Annotated in this window: 14 protein-coding genes; 8 read left to right on the top strand and 6 right to left on the bottom strand. The window is 61.5% G+C overall.

Annotation, left to right across the window (positions count from 1 at the left end; genetic code table 11):
* Positions 1–3: 3 nt before the first annotated feature.
* The 8 genes from IPK79_12625 to IPK79_12590 all read left to right on the top strand — a co-directional run bounded on the left by IPK79_12625 (position 4) and on the right by IPK79_12590 (position 9,248).
* Positions 4–1,056: a DUF58 domain-containing protein gene (locus IPK79_12625; GenBank protein MBK8191281.1), complete on the top strand. Its 1,053-nt coding sequence runs from the start codon at positions 4–6 to the stop codon at positions 1,054–1,056.
* A complete protein-coding gene (locus IPK79_12620) occupies positions 1,053–2,081 on the top strand; it encodes a VWA domain-containing protein (protein MBK8191280.1) in 1,029 nt (342 codons plus the stop codon). Before IPK79_12625 ends, IPK79_12620 begins: the two co-directional genes overlap by 4 nt.
* A 266-nt stretch (positions 2,082–2,347) precedes the next feature.
* Complete coding sequence (locus tag IPK79_12615; GenBank protein MBK8191279.1) at positions 2,348–3,124, top strand: hypothetical protein; 777 nt, start codon at positions 2,348–2,350, stop codon at positions 3,122–3,124.
* Positions 3,125–3,525: 401 nt separating this feature from the next.
* The gene (locus IPK79_12610; GenBank protein ID MBK8191278.1) at positions 3,526–4,236 is read left to right on the top strand and encodes a hypothetical protein; all 711 of its coding nucleotides are present in this window, start codon (positions 3,526–3,528) and stop codon (positions 4,234–4,236) included.
* Positions 4,237–4,341: 105 nt separating this feature from the next.
* Positions 4,342–4,752 (top strand): hypothetical protein, encoded by a 411-nt coding sequence (locus tag IPK79_12605; GenBank protein MBK8191277.1) that lies wholly within the window; start codon positions 4,342–4,344, stop codon positions 4,750–4,752.
* Between the two features lie 51 nt (positions 4,753–4,803).
* On the top strand, positions 4,804–6,090 hold the full coding sequence (locus IPK79_12600; GenBank protein ID MBK8191276.1) for a glutamyl-tRNA reductase: 1,287 nt from the start codon (positions 4,804–4,806) through the stop codon (positions 6,088–6,090).
* On the top strand, positions 6,087–7,016 hold the full coding sequence (gene hemC, locus IPK79_12595; protein MBK8191275.1) for a hydroxymethylbilane synthase: 930 nt from the start codon (positions 6,087–6,089) through the stop codon (positions 7,014–7,016). The genes IPK79_12600 and hemC overlap by 4 nt, the downstream gene beginning before the upstream one ends.
* 378 nt (positions 7,017–7,394) lie before the next feature.
* Complete coding sequence (locus tag IPK79_12590) at positions 7,395–9,248, top strand: N-acetylmuramoyl-L-alanine amidase (GenBank protein MBK8191274.1); 1,854 nt, start codon at positions 7,395–7,397, stop codon at positions 9,246–9,248.
* 18 nt (positions 9,249–9,266) lie between these two features.
* Here the strand turns inward: IPK79_12590 and IPK79_12585 are convergent, their stop codons facing one another.
* The 6 genes from IPK79_12585 to IPK79_12560 all read right to left on the bottom strand — a co-directional run bounded on the left by IPK79_12585 (position 9,267) and on the right by IPK79_12560 (position 15,290).
* On the bottom strand, positions 9,267–9,527 hold the full coding sequence (locus tag IPK79_12585; protein ID MBK8191273.1) for a hypothetical protein: 261 nt from the start codon (positions 9,525–9,527) through the stop codon (positions 9,267–9,269).
* A gap of 32 nt (positions 9,528–9,559) precedes the next feature.
* A complete protein-coding gene (locus IPK79_12580; protein ID MBK8191272.1) occupies positions 9,560–10,858 on the bottom strand; it encodes an insulinase family protein in 1,299 nt (432 codons plus the stop codon).
* The gene (locus IPK79_12575) at positions 10,852–12,291 is read right to left on the bottom strand and encodes an insulinase family protein (protein MBK8191271.1); all 1,440 of its coding nucleotides are present in this window, start codon (positions 12,289–12,291) and stop codon (positions 10,852–10,854) included. Before IPK79_12575 ends, IPK79_12580 begins: the two co-directional genes overlap by 7 nt.
* An 85-nt stretch (positions 12,292–12,376) precedes the next feature.
* Positions 12,377–12,991, bottom strand: coding sequence for a nitroreductase family protein (locus IPK79_12570; GenBank protein MBK8191270.1), 615 nt, complete (start codon positions 12,989–12,991; stop codon positions 12,377–12,379).
* A 14-nt stretch (positions 12,992–13,005) separates the two neighbouring features.
* Positions 13,006–13,746, bottom strand: a complete 741-nt coding sequence (locus tag IPK79_12565; GenBank protein ID MBK8191269.1) for a non-canonical purine NTP pyrophosphatase — start codon at positions 13,744–13,746, stop codon at positions 13,006–13,008.
* Positions 13,747–13,802: 56 nt separating this feature from the next.
* Positions 13,803–15,290, bottom strand: coding sequence for a hypothetical protein (locus IPK79_12560; GenBank protein ID MBK8191268.1), 1,488 nt, complete (start codon positions 15,288–15,290; stop codon positions 13,803–13,805).
* Positions 15,291–15,514 lie beyond the last annotated feature (224 nt).

Here is a 15,514-nt window from a genome sequence, read left to right as displayed (position 1 = left end):
GCCGTGGCCGCGTCGCTGTCGGCGCGCGTGCGCAAGGCGCTTTTGCCGTGGCTGGATCCGCCTGCGTACGTAGCGGCGCTGATGGCCCGCTCCGGCCTTCGCGATGAGGGCGATGACGTCCTGCGTCTGGCCGCTGATGATTTGCTGAACGCCTGGCGGGCGCGCTTGCAACGCAAGCTGGCGACCCTGCCCGAAGGCGAGCGACCGATCCGTGCGCTGGGCGGCGGCATGGATTTCGCTCGCCTGCGCGAGTATCAGCCTGGCGACGACGCCCGCGCCCTCGACTGGAACGTCTACGCCCGCACGCGGATTCCTCACGTCCGTGAATATTACGCCGAAAAGACCCTCACCGCTTGGCTTCTGGTTGATTTAACGCCCTCGATGACCGTGGGCGGGCGGCGCCGCAAGTCGCGTCAGGCGGTGGCAATGGCGGCGGTCACAGGGATGCTCGCGCAGAAGGCGGGCTATCGGCTTGGCCTGATGGCCTTTGACGGCCATCAAACGCGCCTGATTAAGCCCGCAGTTGGCCTGATTCGTCTTCAGGCGCTGGTGGAAACCCTGCAAATCGCCTGTCGCGAAGCGGAAGCGCGCGCGATGGAACTTTGGGACGCGTCGAAATCCCCTCATGTCCCGCGCCTGGCTGATGATGCCCTGCTACAAGCCTTGAGCGAGGCTCGCCGACTGATTCAGCGCCGGTCGTGGGTAGCGCTCTTCAGCGATTTAGCCTCCGATAGCGTGGCCTGGCCCGCCGCGATGGCCGATCTGGGCCGGGCCTGCGATCTCGTTGTTGCGCTGATTCATGACCCGTGCGAGCTGGATCTTTCCCGTGCGCCGCTGGCGTGCGCGCTGCGCGACCCGGAAACGGCGCAAGCGCTTGAAATCCCCGTAAGGTCCAAGGCGTTTTACGTCGACTACGCGCGTCTGGCGCGCGAGCAACTGGAGGCGAGACGCGCGCAGGCAAAATTTGCAGCCCATTGCCAAGCCACGTCTACGACAGCCGATCCGCTGGAGGCCGCCTTATCGCTGCTGGCAGCTTTTGGAGGATGGGCCGCGTGATGCTTCCGTCGCCGCAGGCATTTCATTGGGTTCAGCCTCTTTGGCTGTTGTTATTGCTGCCTTGGCTCTTGCTGCCGTGGCTATACGCCTGGCTGACCCGGCGCGGCTGGCAGGAGCGACTTCAATTCAGCGTATCGGCGGCGATGGCGCAGGCCCGAGCGCTTCAGCGGCAGTCGCGCGGGTGGCGTCGTCTGTTGTCGCCTCTCTTATGCTGGCTGGCGCTGGCTTTCCTCATTCTAGCCGCTGCGCAGCCGCAGATGCTGACGCGTACGGCGGAGCGCGCGGTGGATATGATGCTGGCGCTGGATGTGTCGCTGAGCATGGGCGCAGACGACGTTTCTCCCAGTCGATTACAGGCGGCCCGTGAGACGGCGCGCCGCTTTGTGCGCGACCTCCCGCCGGAAATCCGGGTGGGGCTGACGTTGTTTTCGGGCGCTACTGTGGTTGTCGCGTCGCCGACGCGCGATCATGCCCATATCGATTCGCTGTTAGGCCGCGTCACCGAAAAGCGTCTGCGCCCCGGCACGGCGATTGGCGATGCGATTGAGGCTTCGGTCCAAACCCTGTCCGAGGCGCCGCCGCGCGAAGCGTCGCCCGACTCTCATCCTCTCGAATCCCCATCAGAAGCCGTGCCGCGCCGATTGATTCTCCTGATCAGCGATGGCGAGCAGCAATCGGGCTTCCCGTGGCCGGAAGCCGCCGAAAACGCTGCGCGCAGCAACGTGATGATCTGCGCCATCGGTGTTGGCAGCGCTCAAGGCGCGACGATTCGTTACCGCGACGAGCGCTTTTTCGTGGCCTTGAATGACGCGACGCTTCAAGAACTGGCGCGGCGCACGGGTGGCCGCTATTTTCGCGTCTTTCGCCCTCAGGATTTTGCTCCGGTCTTCGATCAACTGGGCGCGCGCGCGCTACAAACCCGTCTGCGTCCAGACGAATTGTCCCCGGCGTTTGCCGCAACGGCCCTGCTCCTGCTCGCGGCGCATCTGGCTCTTAACGCCTTCTGGCTGCGGCGTTTGCCTTAAGCGCAAGGCCTCCGGGCAATTCTCGTTTTCCCCGAACGTTGATACAGCGTCCGACACTGTACTCGGCTGCCTGTATGCCCGTGCGTTTGATTATGTCTGTTCATCCGTTTCTTCCTCTTCCATCACCTGTTTGGCGGTCGCGATCGCCTCAGACGCCTTCGCCTGCGCCGCTGCGTTTTGCGGGTGATTCTGACCGTAAGCCCTCTGTTGCAAGGGCGAAGAACTTTAAATCATCTTCAAAAAGTCCGCTGCTCAAGGCGATGCGTTTGTGGATTGAACGGGTGCGCTTTCGCTGGCTTGAGTGCTCGCGTCTGACCGCGAAAGAAGCTCGCGAACACGCGCCGCACGAGTTGGGACATTTGCTGGCAGCGGCTGCATGGGGATACCGCAACGCCATGCTGGGCCTGATTCAAAAAAAAGACGGCTCAGTTGCTTTTGTTCGGCTTGGGTTCAGACCTGATAGCCCTGATACGCCTGAAGGACTTTTCCCTTTTCTGGTTGTCGCCCTTGCCGGACATGTGTTTCAGCGTCAGGGTTTCTTGCGGAAACAGGATTTAAAATCCTTTCATGACAATAAAATACTGTTGACGGTTGTTAAGGACTTGGCACAGGCTACCTCGTTCTTACGGATAGCCGCTCTGAATGGTTGGTTGCCCCCTCAACCAGCTAACATGCTGCATGCTCGGGATATCGCGCTCGTACGCAACCTGAAGCCTAAGCGCGAAGAGGATTTAATCGATAGTAAGCGGGCGTGTCAGGGCTTCCTTCAGCTTGTGAGCAAGACGCTTGAACATCCCCCTCTCGCGCTGGCGAGTCAGACCGCCGAGCGCCTGTTTGAGGCGATCCCGCCGGAGGCGTTTCAGGCAATGGTGGACGAAGCCGTCGCCCGCCGGGTTATTTCCCCCGAGCAAATGCCCGCCTTCCTCGATCGTCATCTGACGCCTGAAGTCCAGCAGCGTCTTACAGGCATTATGGACGCCTACGTCACGGACGCCATGCGGCGCTTCATGCCCGTAAAACCCGAACAGCCCCCTCCTCAATGAGGCCATGCCCCAAGGCAATCCGCCCGCGCCCTCAGGTTTGAATCCTCTACAGTCCTCCCACACGACACCGTGACGCAATGCTCCTGCTCCCTGTAATCTCTCTTGGCGCGCCGCCTCTCGTTTTTGGCGGCGATTCGACATCAAGGCCTGTTACGCAGCGTTCTGACCAGTTAGCAGCGCCTGTCCGCGAGCCTTTGGCGCGTTTCGGCGCAGAGCCGCCTGCCAAAACAAGGCCTTCCGTCACCGGGGAACTTCATCCGCCCGATTTCGAGTCTTCTGCCTTTGGCCTTCGCCCAAAGGGCTTGCTGCGCTTGCTTCCCTCCGGTCTGCGCCGGCGCTTATTTGAGTGGGCTTGGCGCGTTATGACCAGGGAAGAACTGCCTGCCAGCCGGGCGCGCGAGGTGGCGGTTCACGAGTTGGGCCATATCATCGGAGATGCTGCGTCTGGTCAGCGCAATGTCGGCCTGATGCTCAAGCGTTTTGGCGACGCTGACGGCGCGATCTATAGGCCGGCTCATCAGTCGCCGCAGACGTATGAGGAGATTCTGCGGGGAATTGTCACCATGGTCTCTGGCTGGGCCTTCTCTCAGCATTTCTCAAGAGCCAGTGGGGGTGACGATGACCAACAGCTGATGGATGGGACGACCTACCGGCAGATCCTGCAGAGTACCAGTGACGTTAACAGCATTCTCTCCCTGCTGTCTTCTGCTAAGAGCAAGAGATTCTTAGATGTGGACCCGGCGGATCTGGCCCCATTGAATCAAAGAGGTATGGTTGAAATCATGCGGCCCCTGAATCATGGTGTTGAGACAGAATTTACCCCATTGGCGACACAGTTGGCAGATATCGTTAGCCAGTCATACCAGACTTTTAGGCTGCCCGTCGTGAGTCGCGCGATACTGACGTCCAAACTCCTGTTTGGGACGATCCCGCCTGAGGCGTTTCAGGCAATGGTGGGCGAAGCCGTCGCCCGCCGGGTTATTTCCCCCGAGGAGATGCCTGCCTTCCTCGATCGCCATCTGACGCCTGAAGTCCAGCAGCGTCTTACAGGCATTATGGACGCCTACGTCGCGGACGCCATGCAGCGCTTCATGCCCATAAAACCCGACTAGCCGCAGCTTCGACTCAGGCGGCGATTTCTCTTTGCCGTCGACGGCAAGCTTTGGTAGAATCAATCGCGAGCCGCGAAGGCTTGTTAAGCTTGAGGGTTTCTGCTGATGACGACTGCTAACGCCACGCCGCGCTGGGCTTCCGTCCTGTTTACGGTGGCCGGACTCTATGAGCTGGCGCTCGGTCTTGTCTTTCTGTTTGCGCCGCAAGCGGTGTTCAGCCACTTTAACGTGACGCCGCCCAATCATTTCGGTTACGTCCAGTTCTCGGCGGCGCTGCTGCTGATTTTCGCGCTGATGTTCTTTGAAATCGCCCGTGCGCCCTACCCGCGCCGCGATCTGATCGGCTACGGCATCCTGATGAAAGCCGCCTACTGCGGCGTGGCGGGATTCTACCTCATGAAGGGCCGCCTGCCCGATATGTGGCAGCCGTTCCTGATCGCCGATGCCCTCTTTATGCTGGGCTTCGCCTTGGCTTTGCGTTGCTGCGAGCGTAAAGCCTGCGCGCCAAACGTCTAAACCCGCGCCATCTGGCCGCTTTCCCGGGAGTTTCTGGACGATATCGCCTCTATGACCCATCATCCGCGAACGCCGCTGCAAATTCTGGTCGCCGGGGTGCGGCAGAAAAACGCCCCCATCGCCATCCGCGAGCGCTTCGCCTTGACGCCCGCCGAGATGCCCGCCGCTCTGACCCGCCTGCGCGCCGAGCCCGGCGTGGAAGAGTGCGCCATCCTCAGCACCTGCAACCGCACTGAGCTGTATCTCGTGGTGCGCGATGCGCTGGCCGCTCAGGCGGCTTTCCGGCGTTTCTTCCTCGATTGGCGCGGATTGGACGTGCAGGAGGCGCGCCAAGCCCTGTTTATGCGCTTGGAAGAAGACGCGGCGCTGCATCTGATGCGTGTCGCCAGCGGCTTGGACAGTCTGGTCCTGGGAGAATCCCAGATTCTGGGTCAGGTGAAAGACGCCTGCGAGGCGGGAAAAGCCGCTGGCACGACCGGACGCCTGCTCAATCGGCTGTTTCGCGTGGCAATTTCCGTCAGTAAGCGTGTCAGGAGCGAATTGGGCATTGCCGACAAGGATCTCAGCGTCAGTCGCGCCGCCTACGAGCGCGCCCGCGCCTTGGCCCCCGATCTGCTCAGTCAGCGCATCGTCGTGATTGGCGGCGGTAAGGTCGCCGCGCTGGTCCTCGACGCCCTGCGCCGCGAGATGACCGCCGAACAGCGCCGCCGCGTGACGATCGTCAACCGCAGCGCGGCTCGGCTGGCCGAATTAATGGCCGCCACCGGTTTTCACGGCGTCGGCTGGGATGACGTGCATCAGGCGCTCGACGGCTGTCAGACGCTCTTTGTCGCTACAGGCGCGCCGCATCTGGTGCTGGACGCTTCTCATTTTGAGGCGTTGGCGCCTGAGCGCCGTCCCGGCTTGATTCTGGATTTGGCCATGCCGCGAAACGTCGATCCAGCTATTGCTGAGCGCTTTGCGGACATCCTCCTGCTGAACGCCGATGATCTGGGCGAAGGCGGCGCGTTCTGTCAGGATCGTCAGCGGGCCTTGATTTCACAGGCGCAGTTGCTCATCGACGAAGCCTGCGCCGGATTTGGCCATTGGCGCGTGGGCCTGTCTGCGACTCCGACCATTACAGGGCTGCGCGGACATCTTGAAACCATTCGCCGTGAGCAGCTAGACGCCTTGTCTATCAGCGATCAGGCTTTTGCGGACGCGCTTTCGCGCCGACTTATCAACCGGATTCTCCATGAACCGCTGACCCGCCTGCGCGAGGGCGAGTCGTCTCAAGCCGTCCAGCGCCGCGCCGAGGTGATTCGCCATGTGTTTAACCTACAGGCGTCTGCTCCTTGAGCGATTCGGCAAGCGCTCTGCGCGTTGGCAGCCGAAAAAGCCCGCTGGCGCGACGCCAGGCCGAAAGCGTCATGGCCTGGATTGCGGCGCGTCATCCGCAATGCGCGCTGAGTTGGTCGGGTATTGCGACTCAGGGCGATCGTCAGCTTGATCGACCGCTGGCGACGCTGGCTCGCGAGACGCTAACCAAAGGCGTCTTCGTCCGAGAGCTGGAAAACGCCTTGCTCGCTGGCGAAATCGATGTGGCGGTGCATAGTTTGAAAGACATGCCCGGCGATTTACCGCCCGGCTTGGCGCTTCAGTCTGCTGGCGAACGCGAAGACCCCTGCGATGCGCTGGTTTCGATAACAGGCTTGTCGCTTTCGCAACTCCCTGCGGGCGCACGACTCGGCACGTCGTCGGTCCGACGCGAAGCGATGCTGCGGGCGCTCCGGCCTGATGTTGCCTGTTATTCCGTGCGAGGGAATCTGCAAACCCGTCTGGCAAAGCTTGAATCGGGCGAATACGACGCCTTGATTCTTGCAGCGGCAGGTTTGCGACGTTTAGGCGAAGAGGCGCGCATTGTCCAGCGCTTTGATCCGCTGGTCGAACTGACGCCGCCCTGTGGGCAAGGCATTCTGGCGGTGGAGTATCGTCAGAACGATGCGCGTACGCGCGCCCTGCTGGCCAGTATTGCGGTTCCGGCGGTCGAGACGGCCATGCAAGCCGAGCGCGCCGCCTTATGCGCCCTTCAGGCGGGATGCAGCGCGGCTCTGGGGGCTTACGCCGCTCCCGAGCCGGACGGCGATTTTACCCTCTCGCTGTGGTTCTTGCCGCCTGAGACGTCAATGCCCTTAATGGCGCGCGCGCGTTTTCAGCCCGTAGACGCCGCTAGAACCGCTCATGCGCTGGCTTTGCGTCTCCAGGCGACTGCCCCCGCGCCCTGAATCGCGCGTGAGGACGCGCCTGCGCCTTTTCCTGGCCCTGCGCTTTTCTGCCGTGTAAAATACGCTGCTCAGTCGGCCCCCATCGCGCGTGGGCCTGCTATAATAGAGGTCTGTCGGCGCGTTTGCGTCCCTGCGCGCGATGCGCCGTAACGTTCCAAACGAATCGGCGCATGGCCGCTCCCAGAAGTCGTCCCAGAAACGGGGACGCTTGAAAACCCCTGATGCGAACGCCTGAAGATGCCGTTTTAAGAGAGAGAGTCCCGCCACCGCCGTCGTTTTATGCCCTTAAGCGCTTGATATGCCTTTTTGCTCTGGCTTTTGAAGCCGCTTTGCACGCCCGATTCGCTCGACACGCCTTATGACAAAGAGAATGCGCCCATGATTCCTCTTCACTCTGCTGTTTCCCTTTCTCGATCTCTGTCGCGGCGCGGCTTGAGCGCCTGTCTGCTCATCGTTCTGGCGTGGGGCTTCGCCTCGCTCGCCGGCGCCTGGGCCGAGGCGATTCGCGTGCTGGGGGCGTCTATCGACCCGGCCAACGGCGCGTTGGTCATCCAGTGCAGCCAGCCGCTGACCTCTTATAATCAATTCACCACGCTGAAGCTCGCTTCGCCTTATCGCTTTGTCGTTGATCTGCCCGATGCGCGCCTTTCTGCGCCCGCTTCCACGCAAACTGTCCGCCGTGGGGGGATTCAGACGGTTCAGACCAGCCAGAACCGCAGTCCTTTCTATTCTGCTGTCCGCGTGGTCGTCACGGTCGACTCCAATGAGATTCTTACCCGCTTGCAAGCCCAGACAGACGGTAAGGCGCTTGTGGTGAGTGGGTTTGATACGGCTCCAGAGCCGGTTGCCTCGACGTTGCCTGCGCGTTCGTCCCAACAGCCGCCGTTGTTGCCTGCCTCTTCCCCTCTTGCTGATGCGCCCGCTGCGGTTCCCGCCGGCCAAACGGCGATTACGGATGTCTTCTATCGCGATGGTCAGCTCTACCTGATTAGCGACCCCACGCGCCCGGAACACATCGTGGTGAAGAACCGTTTCAAGCTTAGCGATCCCCAGCGTCTGGTGATTGACCTCAATCAGGCGGCTTTGAGTTCGCGTGATCTGGCCGGGGCCATTCATCTGCCGCCTAACGCCCTGCTCAAAAGCATTCGGGTCGGTCAATTTGACGCGCAGACCGTCCGGCTGGTGATGGAAACGCCGGCGCCGGACCGCTTTCAGCTCGCTTTTCCGGGTTCGGATCAGCGTACCATGACGCTTTCGGCTAATCTGGATGACCGCGACATGCGCCAACTGCCGAAGGAGACGGCTATGGGCGCCTTGGAGCGCATCACGCTGGATGCGGACGCGCAAGGCGGGGCCCGCCTGCGCCTGATTGCCAGCGCCCCGGCAATGTACCGGATGCTGCGCCGCGGCGACCGCGTGCAACTGGAACTCCTCAATATTGCGGCACGGCCCGGCGAAGTGGGCTTTGATCGCGCGCGATTCCCGCAGATTGAGCGGATGCGGGTTGAGCCCCTGAGCGTGGGCCAGCCCAACAGTAAGTTTATCCTCACGCTCGACAAAGATGCCAAGTGGGAGGCGGTTGTCCAGCCGGATGCCGCCGATAGCCGCGCCTTGACGCTCTTACTCGCCCCGGCCTCGCAAGTCGCCTATAAGCCGGGCGGTCCCCTCGTCAAGGCCCCGTTTGCCGCACGCGTTGTCGTAGATGCCGGTCACGGCGGAAAAGATCAGGGCGCCGCCCGAGAAGGCTTTCTGGAAAAGGATTTGAACCTGCGCGTGGCCCTGAAACTGCGGCGAGCCCTGGAAGCGCGCGGCGTCAAAGTGAGCATGACCCGTGACAGCGATACATTTCTGGAGCTGCGCCAAATCACTGAGATTTCCAACCGCATCAGCCCGGATGTTTTTGTCAGTGTTCATCATAATGCCAGCGTAAACCCCTCTATCTACGGGCTTGAAACCTATTACTACACGCCGCAAAGCAGACTACTCGCTGATAAAGTCCACCAGAAACTGGTGAATCAGGTCGGCGCGCCGGATCGCGGCGTTCGTAAAGCGATGTTCTACGTCATCCACCACACCCAGATTCCCGCCATCCTGTGTGAAGTGGGATACGTCTCAAACCCGCAGGAATTGCGCGATGTTGCCAGTGACGCCCGCCAGGAAGCGGAAGCCAACGCTATTGCCGACGGCGTGGTCGCTTACTTGCAGTCGCGGCTGGCTGCTGATGCGCGCTAATCCTGTGTTCCCGCCCGGTTAGGGGACAAACAGGAGAATATCTTCCCAATATCCGGTCTGGATGCTGCGTTTGCAAAGCGATTTGCCTGCAAAGCTTTCCATGGCGTCCAGAAAGGCGAATTCCTCGTCGACGCTCAGGCCGTTTTCGCCGTACAGGCATAGGTAGTAGCGGCACTCGTTCATGGCCGGCGCGTCGGCCAGCGACGTTTCGTCAGCGAGAAAGGCCAATTCCCGGAACCGGGCTTCGTATTCGGGCCAGCGCGGATGATCAGGCGTCATAACACAAGCCTTTTTCGAGGACGTAACGGGCGTCAGGAAAGCGGGGGCGAGTCGAGCAGCGGGGCGATGGTCTGAGACGGGCCTGCAATGGCCAATACGCCTGGTTGCGAAAATGTACGCCGGGCCATGCGCTGCACGTCGTCGACGGTGACGGCTTGCAGGCGTTCGCGCACGCGACCCAAATCTTCCACGCCGCGGCCCATCATCAGGTTGGAGCCGATATAACTGGCTTGCTGGCCGGTGGTTTCCAGATACACGGCCCGCCGTCCCAGAATATTATCGAGGGTTTCCCCGAGTTCTTTCTGAGAAACCGGCGTGTCCATGAGCTTCTGGCACTCGGTCTGGAATCCTGCTACGCAACGGTCGCGATTCTGGGGGTCCGCCCCGATGTACATAACGAACAGACCCTGATGCCGAAAGGCGTCATAAGCGGAACGAACCTGATACGCCAGGCCCTGCTTGTCGCGCAGCTCAATAAATAGTCGGGAAGTTAGTCCTGCGCCGCCAAGCAGCGTGTGAAGCGCCATCATCGGGTAGTAATCGGGATCCGTGGTCGACGGGGCCAGCCATCCCTGAAACAAATGGATTTGCTGCGCGTCCTCACGGGCGAACCCTACGGCGCGGGGGGTTTTAAGGCGATACGCGCTCAAGGTCCCCGCCGCCGGGCACGTCGTGGGCAAGGCCACCCGTTGCGGGGCTGGCGGAAAATGCCGATCGAGCGCCGCCACGACGCGATCCATCGTGATGTTGCCCGAAACCGAAATCAGAAGCCGCTCCGGATGAAACACGCCTTCATAGAAGGCGCGTACGTCTTCCACGCGCGTCAGGCCTGGGAGGTTTTCCAGCAATACGCTGGTGGTGACGCCATAGGGCGTCCCCTCAAACAGCGTGCGGTAGAAGAGATCAGAAGCCCGCGATCGCGGAACATCAAGCTCCATCAGGAGTTCACCGGCGGCGCGCTGCTTCTCGCGCTCGAATTCGGCCAGCGAGCCGTTATAAAAGATGTCGGCAATCAGCGCCAGCGAGGCGTCGAGGTCTTCTTCCAGCAGCGTCGCGCCTATCATGGCGTAATCGCGCGAGGCGTCGGCGTCGAGATCCAGACTCAGGTCGTCGATTGCTTCTGCAATGGCTTCCTGATCGCGGCTGGTCGTGCCTTTCAGCAGCAGGCGATCGGTCATATCCGACAAGCCCACCGCAGGTTCAAACGAAACCCCGCCGGGCAAGAAGAAATCAATCGCCAGACGTGGCGATTCGGGCAGGGCATTCAGCAGAACGCGCGCCCCGCAGGCAAGCGAAGCTTCTTCGAGATCGACGGCGCGCGCAGTCAGCATCGGGCGACCGCCTCCTGCGGCGCGGAGCCGTCCTGGGGCTCGCCATCTTCACCCAACAGGGTGGCGATGTAGAAGCGCTCAGGAGCGAGGTAGCGGCGGGCGCAGTCGCGCGCGCGCTCCAGCGTAAGGCCTTCCAGGGCCTGAAGATAACCCAGATAATAGTCGAGTCCGTCTGACACGGTAAGGCTTTCGCCGATGGATTCCGCGATTCCGCTGGCGGTCTCCGACGTTTCGGCGAAGTCGGCTTTGAGGGCCTTGACGGCGCGGGTGAGTTCGGTCTGCGAAAGCGGACGATCGCCCAGCAGGGCGGCTACCTCGGCGCGAACCTGCTCCAGCGCGCGGGTCATGGCGGCGTCGTCGTCTTCGCCCTCTTGCGGGGCGACATTGCCCTGAATGTAGAACGTGTTGCCGAGCTTCAGGGTGGATTGCCCGCAGGACAAGAAGTTGAACAGCGGGACGGCAGCTTTTTCAATCAGGTTCTGGTTCATGCGCGAGCTATGGCCTTCACCCAGCGCATAGCTCAGGACATCCAGCGCGACGGTTTCTTCGAGCGCCTGAGGGGTTGGACCATGGGCTGCCATCAGGAAGAAGGCCGTGTTGTACTGGCCTTTCACCACATCGGGGGCTGCGGCGGGCGGCGGCGCGTTGAGCGGGACGTCGGCAAGCGTCAGGGCGCGGGCGGTAGAGGCGGTTTCAAAGCAAAAGACTTTCTGGGCGCGCTCGCACAGGGTGTCAGGGTCCAGATCGCCCACGATGATGGTGATCAGATTGCCCGGCGCGTACCAGCGACGGTAGTAATCCACCAGCGTTTGCCGTGGCACGAGCCCGATATTGCGGCGCGTGCCGATGACGTCGCGCCGATACGGGTGCCCCGGCGGGTACATGCGCTGATTCACCGCGTTAAAGAGCTTGGTCCAAGGCTGATCGCCGCGCATCCCGATTTCTTCAATCACCACGCCGCGCTCGCGTTTGTCGCCGGTTTCCTGCGCCTCTGGCGGGGCGTCCGGGTCGAAAGGCTGGCCGATTTCTTCCTCGGGCAGTAGGGCTTGGGTCATCATATCGGCGTGAAGGTCCAGCGCCGTGAGGAAATTGCGGTCGTCATCGCCCTTGGGGCCGGTGACGTAGTAGAAGGTGAAATCTTTCCAGGTCGCCGCGTTAATCACCGCGCCCATGCTTTCCATGCGCCGATCGAATTCGCCGGGACCAAAGCGGGCTGTGCCTTTAAAGAGAAGATGCTCCAGAAAGTGCGAGATGCCCGTGGTTTCATCCGTTTCGTGAATCGATCCAGTGCGCGCCCACGTGCTGACGTTGAATACGTCACCGGGTTTTGGTACGAACACCAGCGTATGCCCGTTCTCGAAGGTGTAAACCCACCCCGGCGCGCGGCGATAGGGGATGGCGATCGGTTTCTTTTCGGCTGGCTGAGCGGACATAGCGATGAAAACGGGCTTTCGGTTGGTCGGAAGGCGGGTTTATACTATAGCGTAAAAGGCCGTCCTAAGGGCTTCAAAAGCAGCCTTAAGCGCGAGACTCGAACCGGTCCTGAATCAGAACGGCCTCGGTCGCAAGCTGCCCCCCACGTGGACGGGCGGGCTCCAGCGCCGCGCCGATGGCGATCATCAGGCTGATGACGTGGTCTTGGGGCAGGCGAATCAGTTCGGCGACCTGCTGCGGGTCGAATCCAACCATTGGGCACGAGTCCAGACCCTGGGCCCGGGCGGCGATCATGAGGGTCTGAGCCGCAATGCCGCACGAGCGCATCGCCTCGTCTCGCTGCAACTGGGGCCGGTCGCGATACGTGCGATCAATCATCGGCAGCAGGATGTCGCGCGTGGCGGGCGGGGCGTCGGCCCAATAGCGCTCGGGCGCCTTTTCCCACGCGGCGATATCGGCGCACAGCACCACCAGCATTGCGGCCTCGCTGACCTGCGCCTGATTCCAGGCGGCGCTGCGCAGTTGCTGGCGAAGCTCAGGGTCGTTGACCACCACGAAACGCCAGTGCTGGATGTTAAAAGAGGTGGGCGACAGCATCGCCAGCTCAATAAGTTCGCGCTGTTGCGCCTCACTCATACGCTGTGAAGGGTCGAAGCGCTTGACCGATCGCCGCTGGCGGATGGCGGAAAAGGCGTCCAGAATGGGCGGATTTGTCATGAGTCGGTCTCCTGTTCGGTGGAGCGCTGTTCTACGCCGGTCTTGAGAAAATCAATCACGCGTTGAAAGGCGGCGGCGCGGTGGCTCAGGCGGTTCTTCTCCTCGGGGGCGAGTTCGGCGACGGTGCGGCGTTCGCCCGCAGGCATCACGATGGGATCGTAGCCGAAACCGCCGTCGCCGCGCGGCCCTTCATGGGGAGCGATGAGCGTCAAGGGCATTTGGCCTTCGACTTCCAGCAGAATACGCCCATCGGCGCTGACCAGCGTCATGGCGGCGGCGTAATGCGCGCTGCGGCGTGATTCTTGCGCCATCAAAGCCAGAATCCCCGCGCTGAGGTGAGCCTGAACCAGCGGGTCTTCTTCAAACGAGGCGTCAATGCCTAGCAGCGCGCTGCGCAGGGCGGGGGTCATCCAGCGGTTGGAGCGCACGCCGGGAAAATCGCGCCAGCCGTCGCGTCCGGCCAGCGCATGGACGCAAAAGCCGGAATCTTCCGCCAAAACAAGCGCGTCGGGGGAGGCGGCGAAGGGGACGGCGGCCAGCGCTTTCAGGCGCGCGTTTTCGGCGAAGGTCAGGCCGGTTTCGTCGACGTCTGCAAGCGCCTCGGGAATGCGCACGTCAAGCGCCAGGCCGCACGCCTGCGCCATCGCCTGAATCTCGCGGCGTTTGCCCGGATTACTCGTCGCCAGCGTCAGGATAAGGCGCGACGACGGCTTTAAAACAGTCTGAAAATCTGACATCAAATGACTCCGCGACGATGTATTGTAGGCGAGGGGGCCCCGCGTGTCCAATGCGCCTAATATCCCGTGTAGGGGTTGCGTGGGCGGCGATCGGGCAGCCTGACGCGATGACGCCGGCGGCGGGCTTCGTCCTCAGACGGTCGCAGTCGGCATTTATAGCTGACGGCGTAGCGCAGGCAGTCCACCACGTCTTCGTGCGGGTGCTCCTGGGCGGGATCGTCGCGCTCAGGCGAGCGGAAGCGATAGCCGCCTTCCATCGCCGCAATCAGCTTGCGACAGCGCCGGGCGATCATCAGCGCGGGTTGTCCGTCAATGGTTTCCGCCAGTTGGGTACGGATGCGCTCAATGCCCCCGGCCACGTCGCTGGGATGGAAAAACGGAAACACGCCCTGGCTCTGGAGAATTTCCACGCTAGTGCAGGCGCTTTTGTCGCTGCGCTGCACCCCGGCCGGGTCGCAGACGTCCTCGTAATCAGCATCCGGGAAGCGCTGGCGGCCTTCTTCGCGCACGCGCGCGATAAAATCCAGCAGCAATTCATCTTGCCCGACGACTTCGTGCAGCACGCGCAGACGATCGTGGTCGTCCAGTTGGGTGAATACACAGGCAGGACAACGATAACCGAAATCCCAGCTCCGTAAAATCCGCTTGCCGGGGACCGGTAGCAGGACGTCGCGCACATGGCGCTGGTCAAAGCCGCGAAACACGCGATCGCTGGCCGAGCGCTCGTAGCAGATATCCAGCTCGCGGGCGACCTCTTCCGGGCTCATGCGCCCTTGCTGGCGCAGATACCACGTCTCATTGCGCAGGGGATGCAAGCGCCAGTGCAGGGTTTTGACGGCAATGCCGCTTTCCAGACGCAAGCGGGCAAAGCGATTCAGCTTGCCATAGGGCGTGCCGACCAGAATCCGGCTGGGCGTCGATTGCCCGGCGGCGGCAAAAGCCTTGTCGTCATAGGGCCAGAAGGGGAATTCGTCCATTAAAACCGCTTTATAACGGCCGCCGCGTCCAAAGTGCGGGTTGCTGCTCTCGCCAATCAGCGTATTGCCGTTTTTGGGATTCACCAGCCGCATCACGCCGTTGTGCGTTCCGTCTTTAAATCCCGCAGGACGCATCCACGACGGGAGCATGGAGAAATTAAAGCGACATTTTTGCAGCAGCGTCGAAAGATCGCCGCGCGAATCCACCAGATCGGCTTTGCGTGAGCCGATGAGAAAATGACTGCCTTCTCGAAACAGCCAGTAGTATTGAAAGGCCAGCAGCGTGATCCAGCTCACGCCCATATCGCGGCTTTTTTCGATAAGCAGATCATCGCCCTTGTCGATGGCCGCGCATAAGGCGCTCAGCAGCTCGCGTTGAAAGGGATAGAGCTGAAAGGGCAGCCGCGACGGCGTACGCCGCGGGTCAAACGTCCAGCAGAAGTAATCAAACCAGAAGCCGGGGTCGCGTCGACAGGCTTCCAGCGCCAGTTGTCGCGTCAGCGGAGAGCGGCGCGCGCGGTGCAGCAGCCGAAAACGCTGTGCCAGTAACGAAAGTTCGCATGCCATTGTCCCTGTTTCCTGTACTTGTAAGAGGGTAACTCTGAGAAAATCCGAAAAAATTCGAGAAATCTTAAAAAGAGAGAAATTTTAAAAATATAAATTTTAAAAAGAGAGATTTTAAAAAGAGAAAGAGAGAAAGAGAGGCTCCCGCCTTGCGCCTATCCAGCGGCGGGAGCCGGAAAACCGCGCCTGAAGGCAGTATTCGCAGGCGCGCGGTGCGCTATTGCGTC

This window comes from Vampirovibrionales bacterium, from assembly GCA_016712355.1.
Lineage (GTDB): Bacteria > Cyanobacteriota > Vampirovibrionia > Vampirovibrionales > Vampirovibrionaceae > JADJRF01.
This window is presented reverse-complemented; position numbering and strand designations above follow the sequence as displayed.

What these genes read in the sequence shown, in the direction of transcription:
- IPK79_12605 (MBK8191277.1), top strand. Translation starts at nt 4,342, where the DNA reads ATGACGACTGCTAACGCCACGCCGCGCTGGGCTTCCGTCCTGTTTACG.
- IPK79_12600 (MBK8191276.1), top strand. Translation starts at nt 4,804, where the DNA reads ATGACCCATCATCCGCGAACGCCGCTGCAAATTCTGGTCGCCGGGGTG.
- IPK79_12590 (MBK8191274.1), top strand. Translation starts at nt 7,395, where the DNA reads ATGATTCCTCTTCACTCTGCTGTTTCCCTTTCTCGATCTCTGTCGCGG.
- IPK79_12585 (MBK8191273.1), bottom strand. Translation starts at nt 9,527, where the DNA reads ATGACGCCTGATCATCCGCGCTGGCCCGAATACGAAGCCCGGTTCCGG.
- IPK79_12580 (MBK8191272.1), bottom strand. Translation starts at nt 10,858, where the DNA reads ATGCTGACTGCGCGCGCCGTCGATCTCGAAGAAGCTTCGCTTGCCTGC.
- IPK79_12575 (MBK8191271.1), bottom strand. Translation starts at nt 12,291, where the DNA reads ATGTCCGCTCAGCCAGCCGAAAAGAAACCGATCGCCATCCCCTATCGC.
- IPK79_12565 (MBK8191269.1), bottom strand. Translation starts at nt 13,746, where the DNA reads ATGTCAGATTTTCAGACTGTTTTAAAGCCGTCGTCGCGCCTTATCCTG.
- IPK79_12560 (MBK8191268.1), bottom strand. Translation starts at nt 15,290, where the DNA reads ATGGCATGCGAACTTTCGTTACTGGCACAGCGTTTTCGGCTGCTGCAC.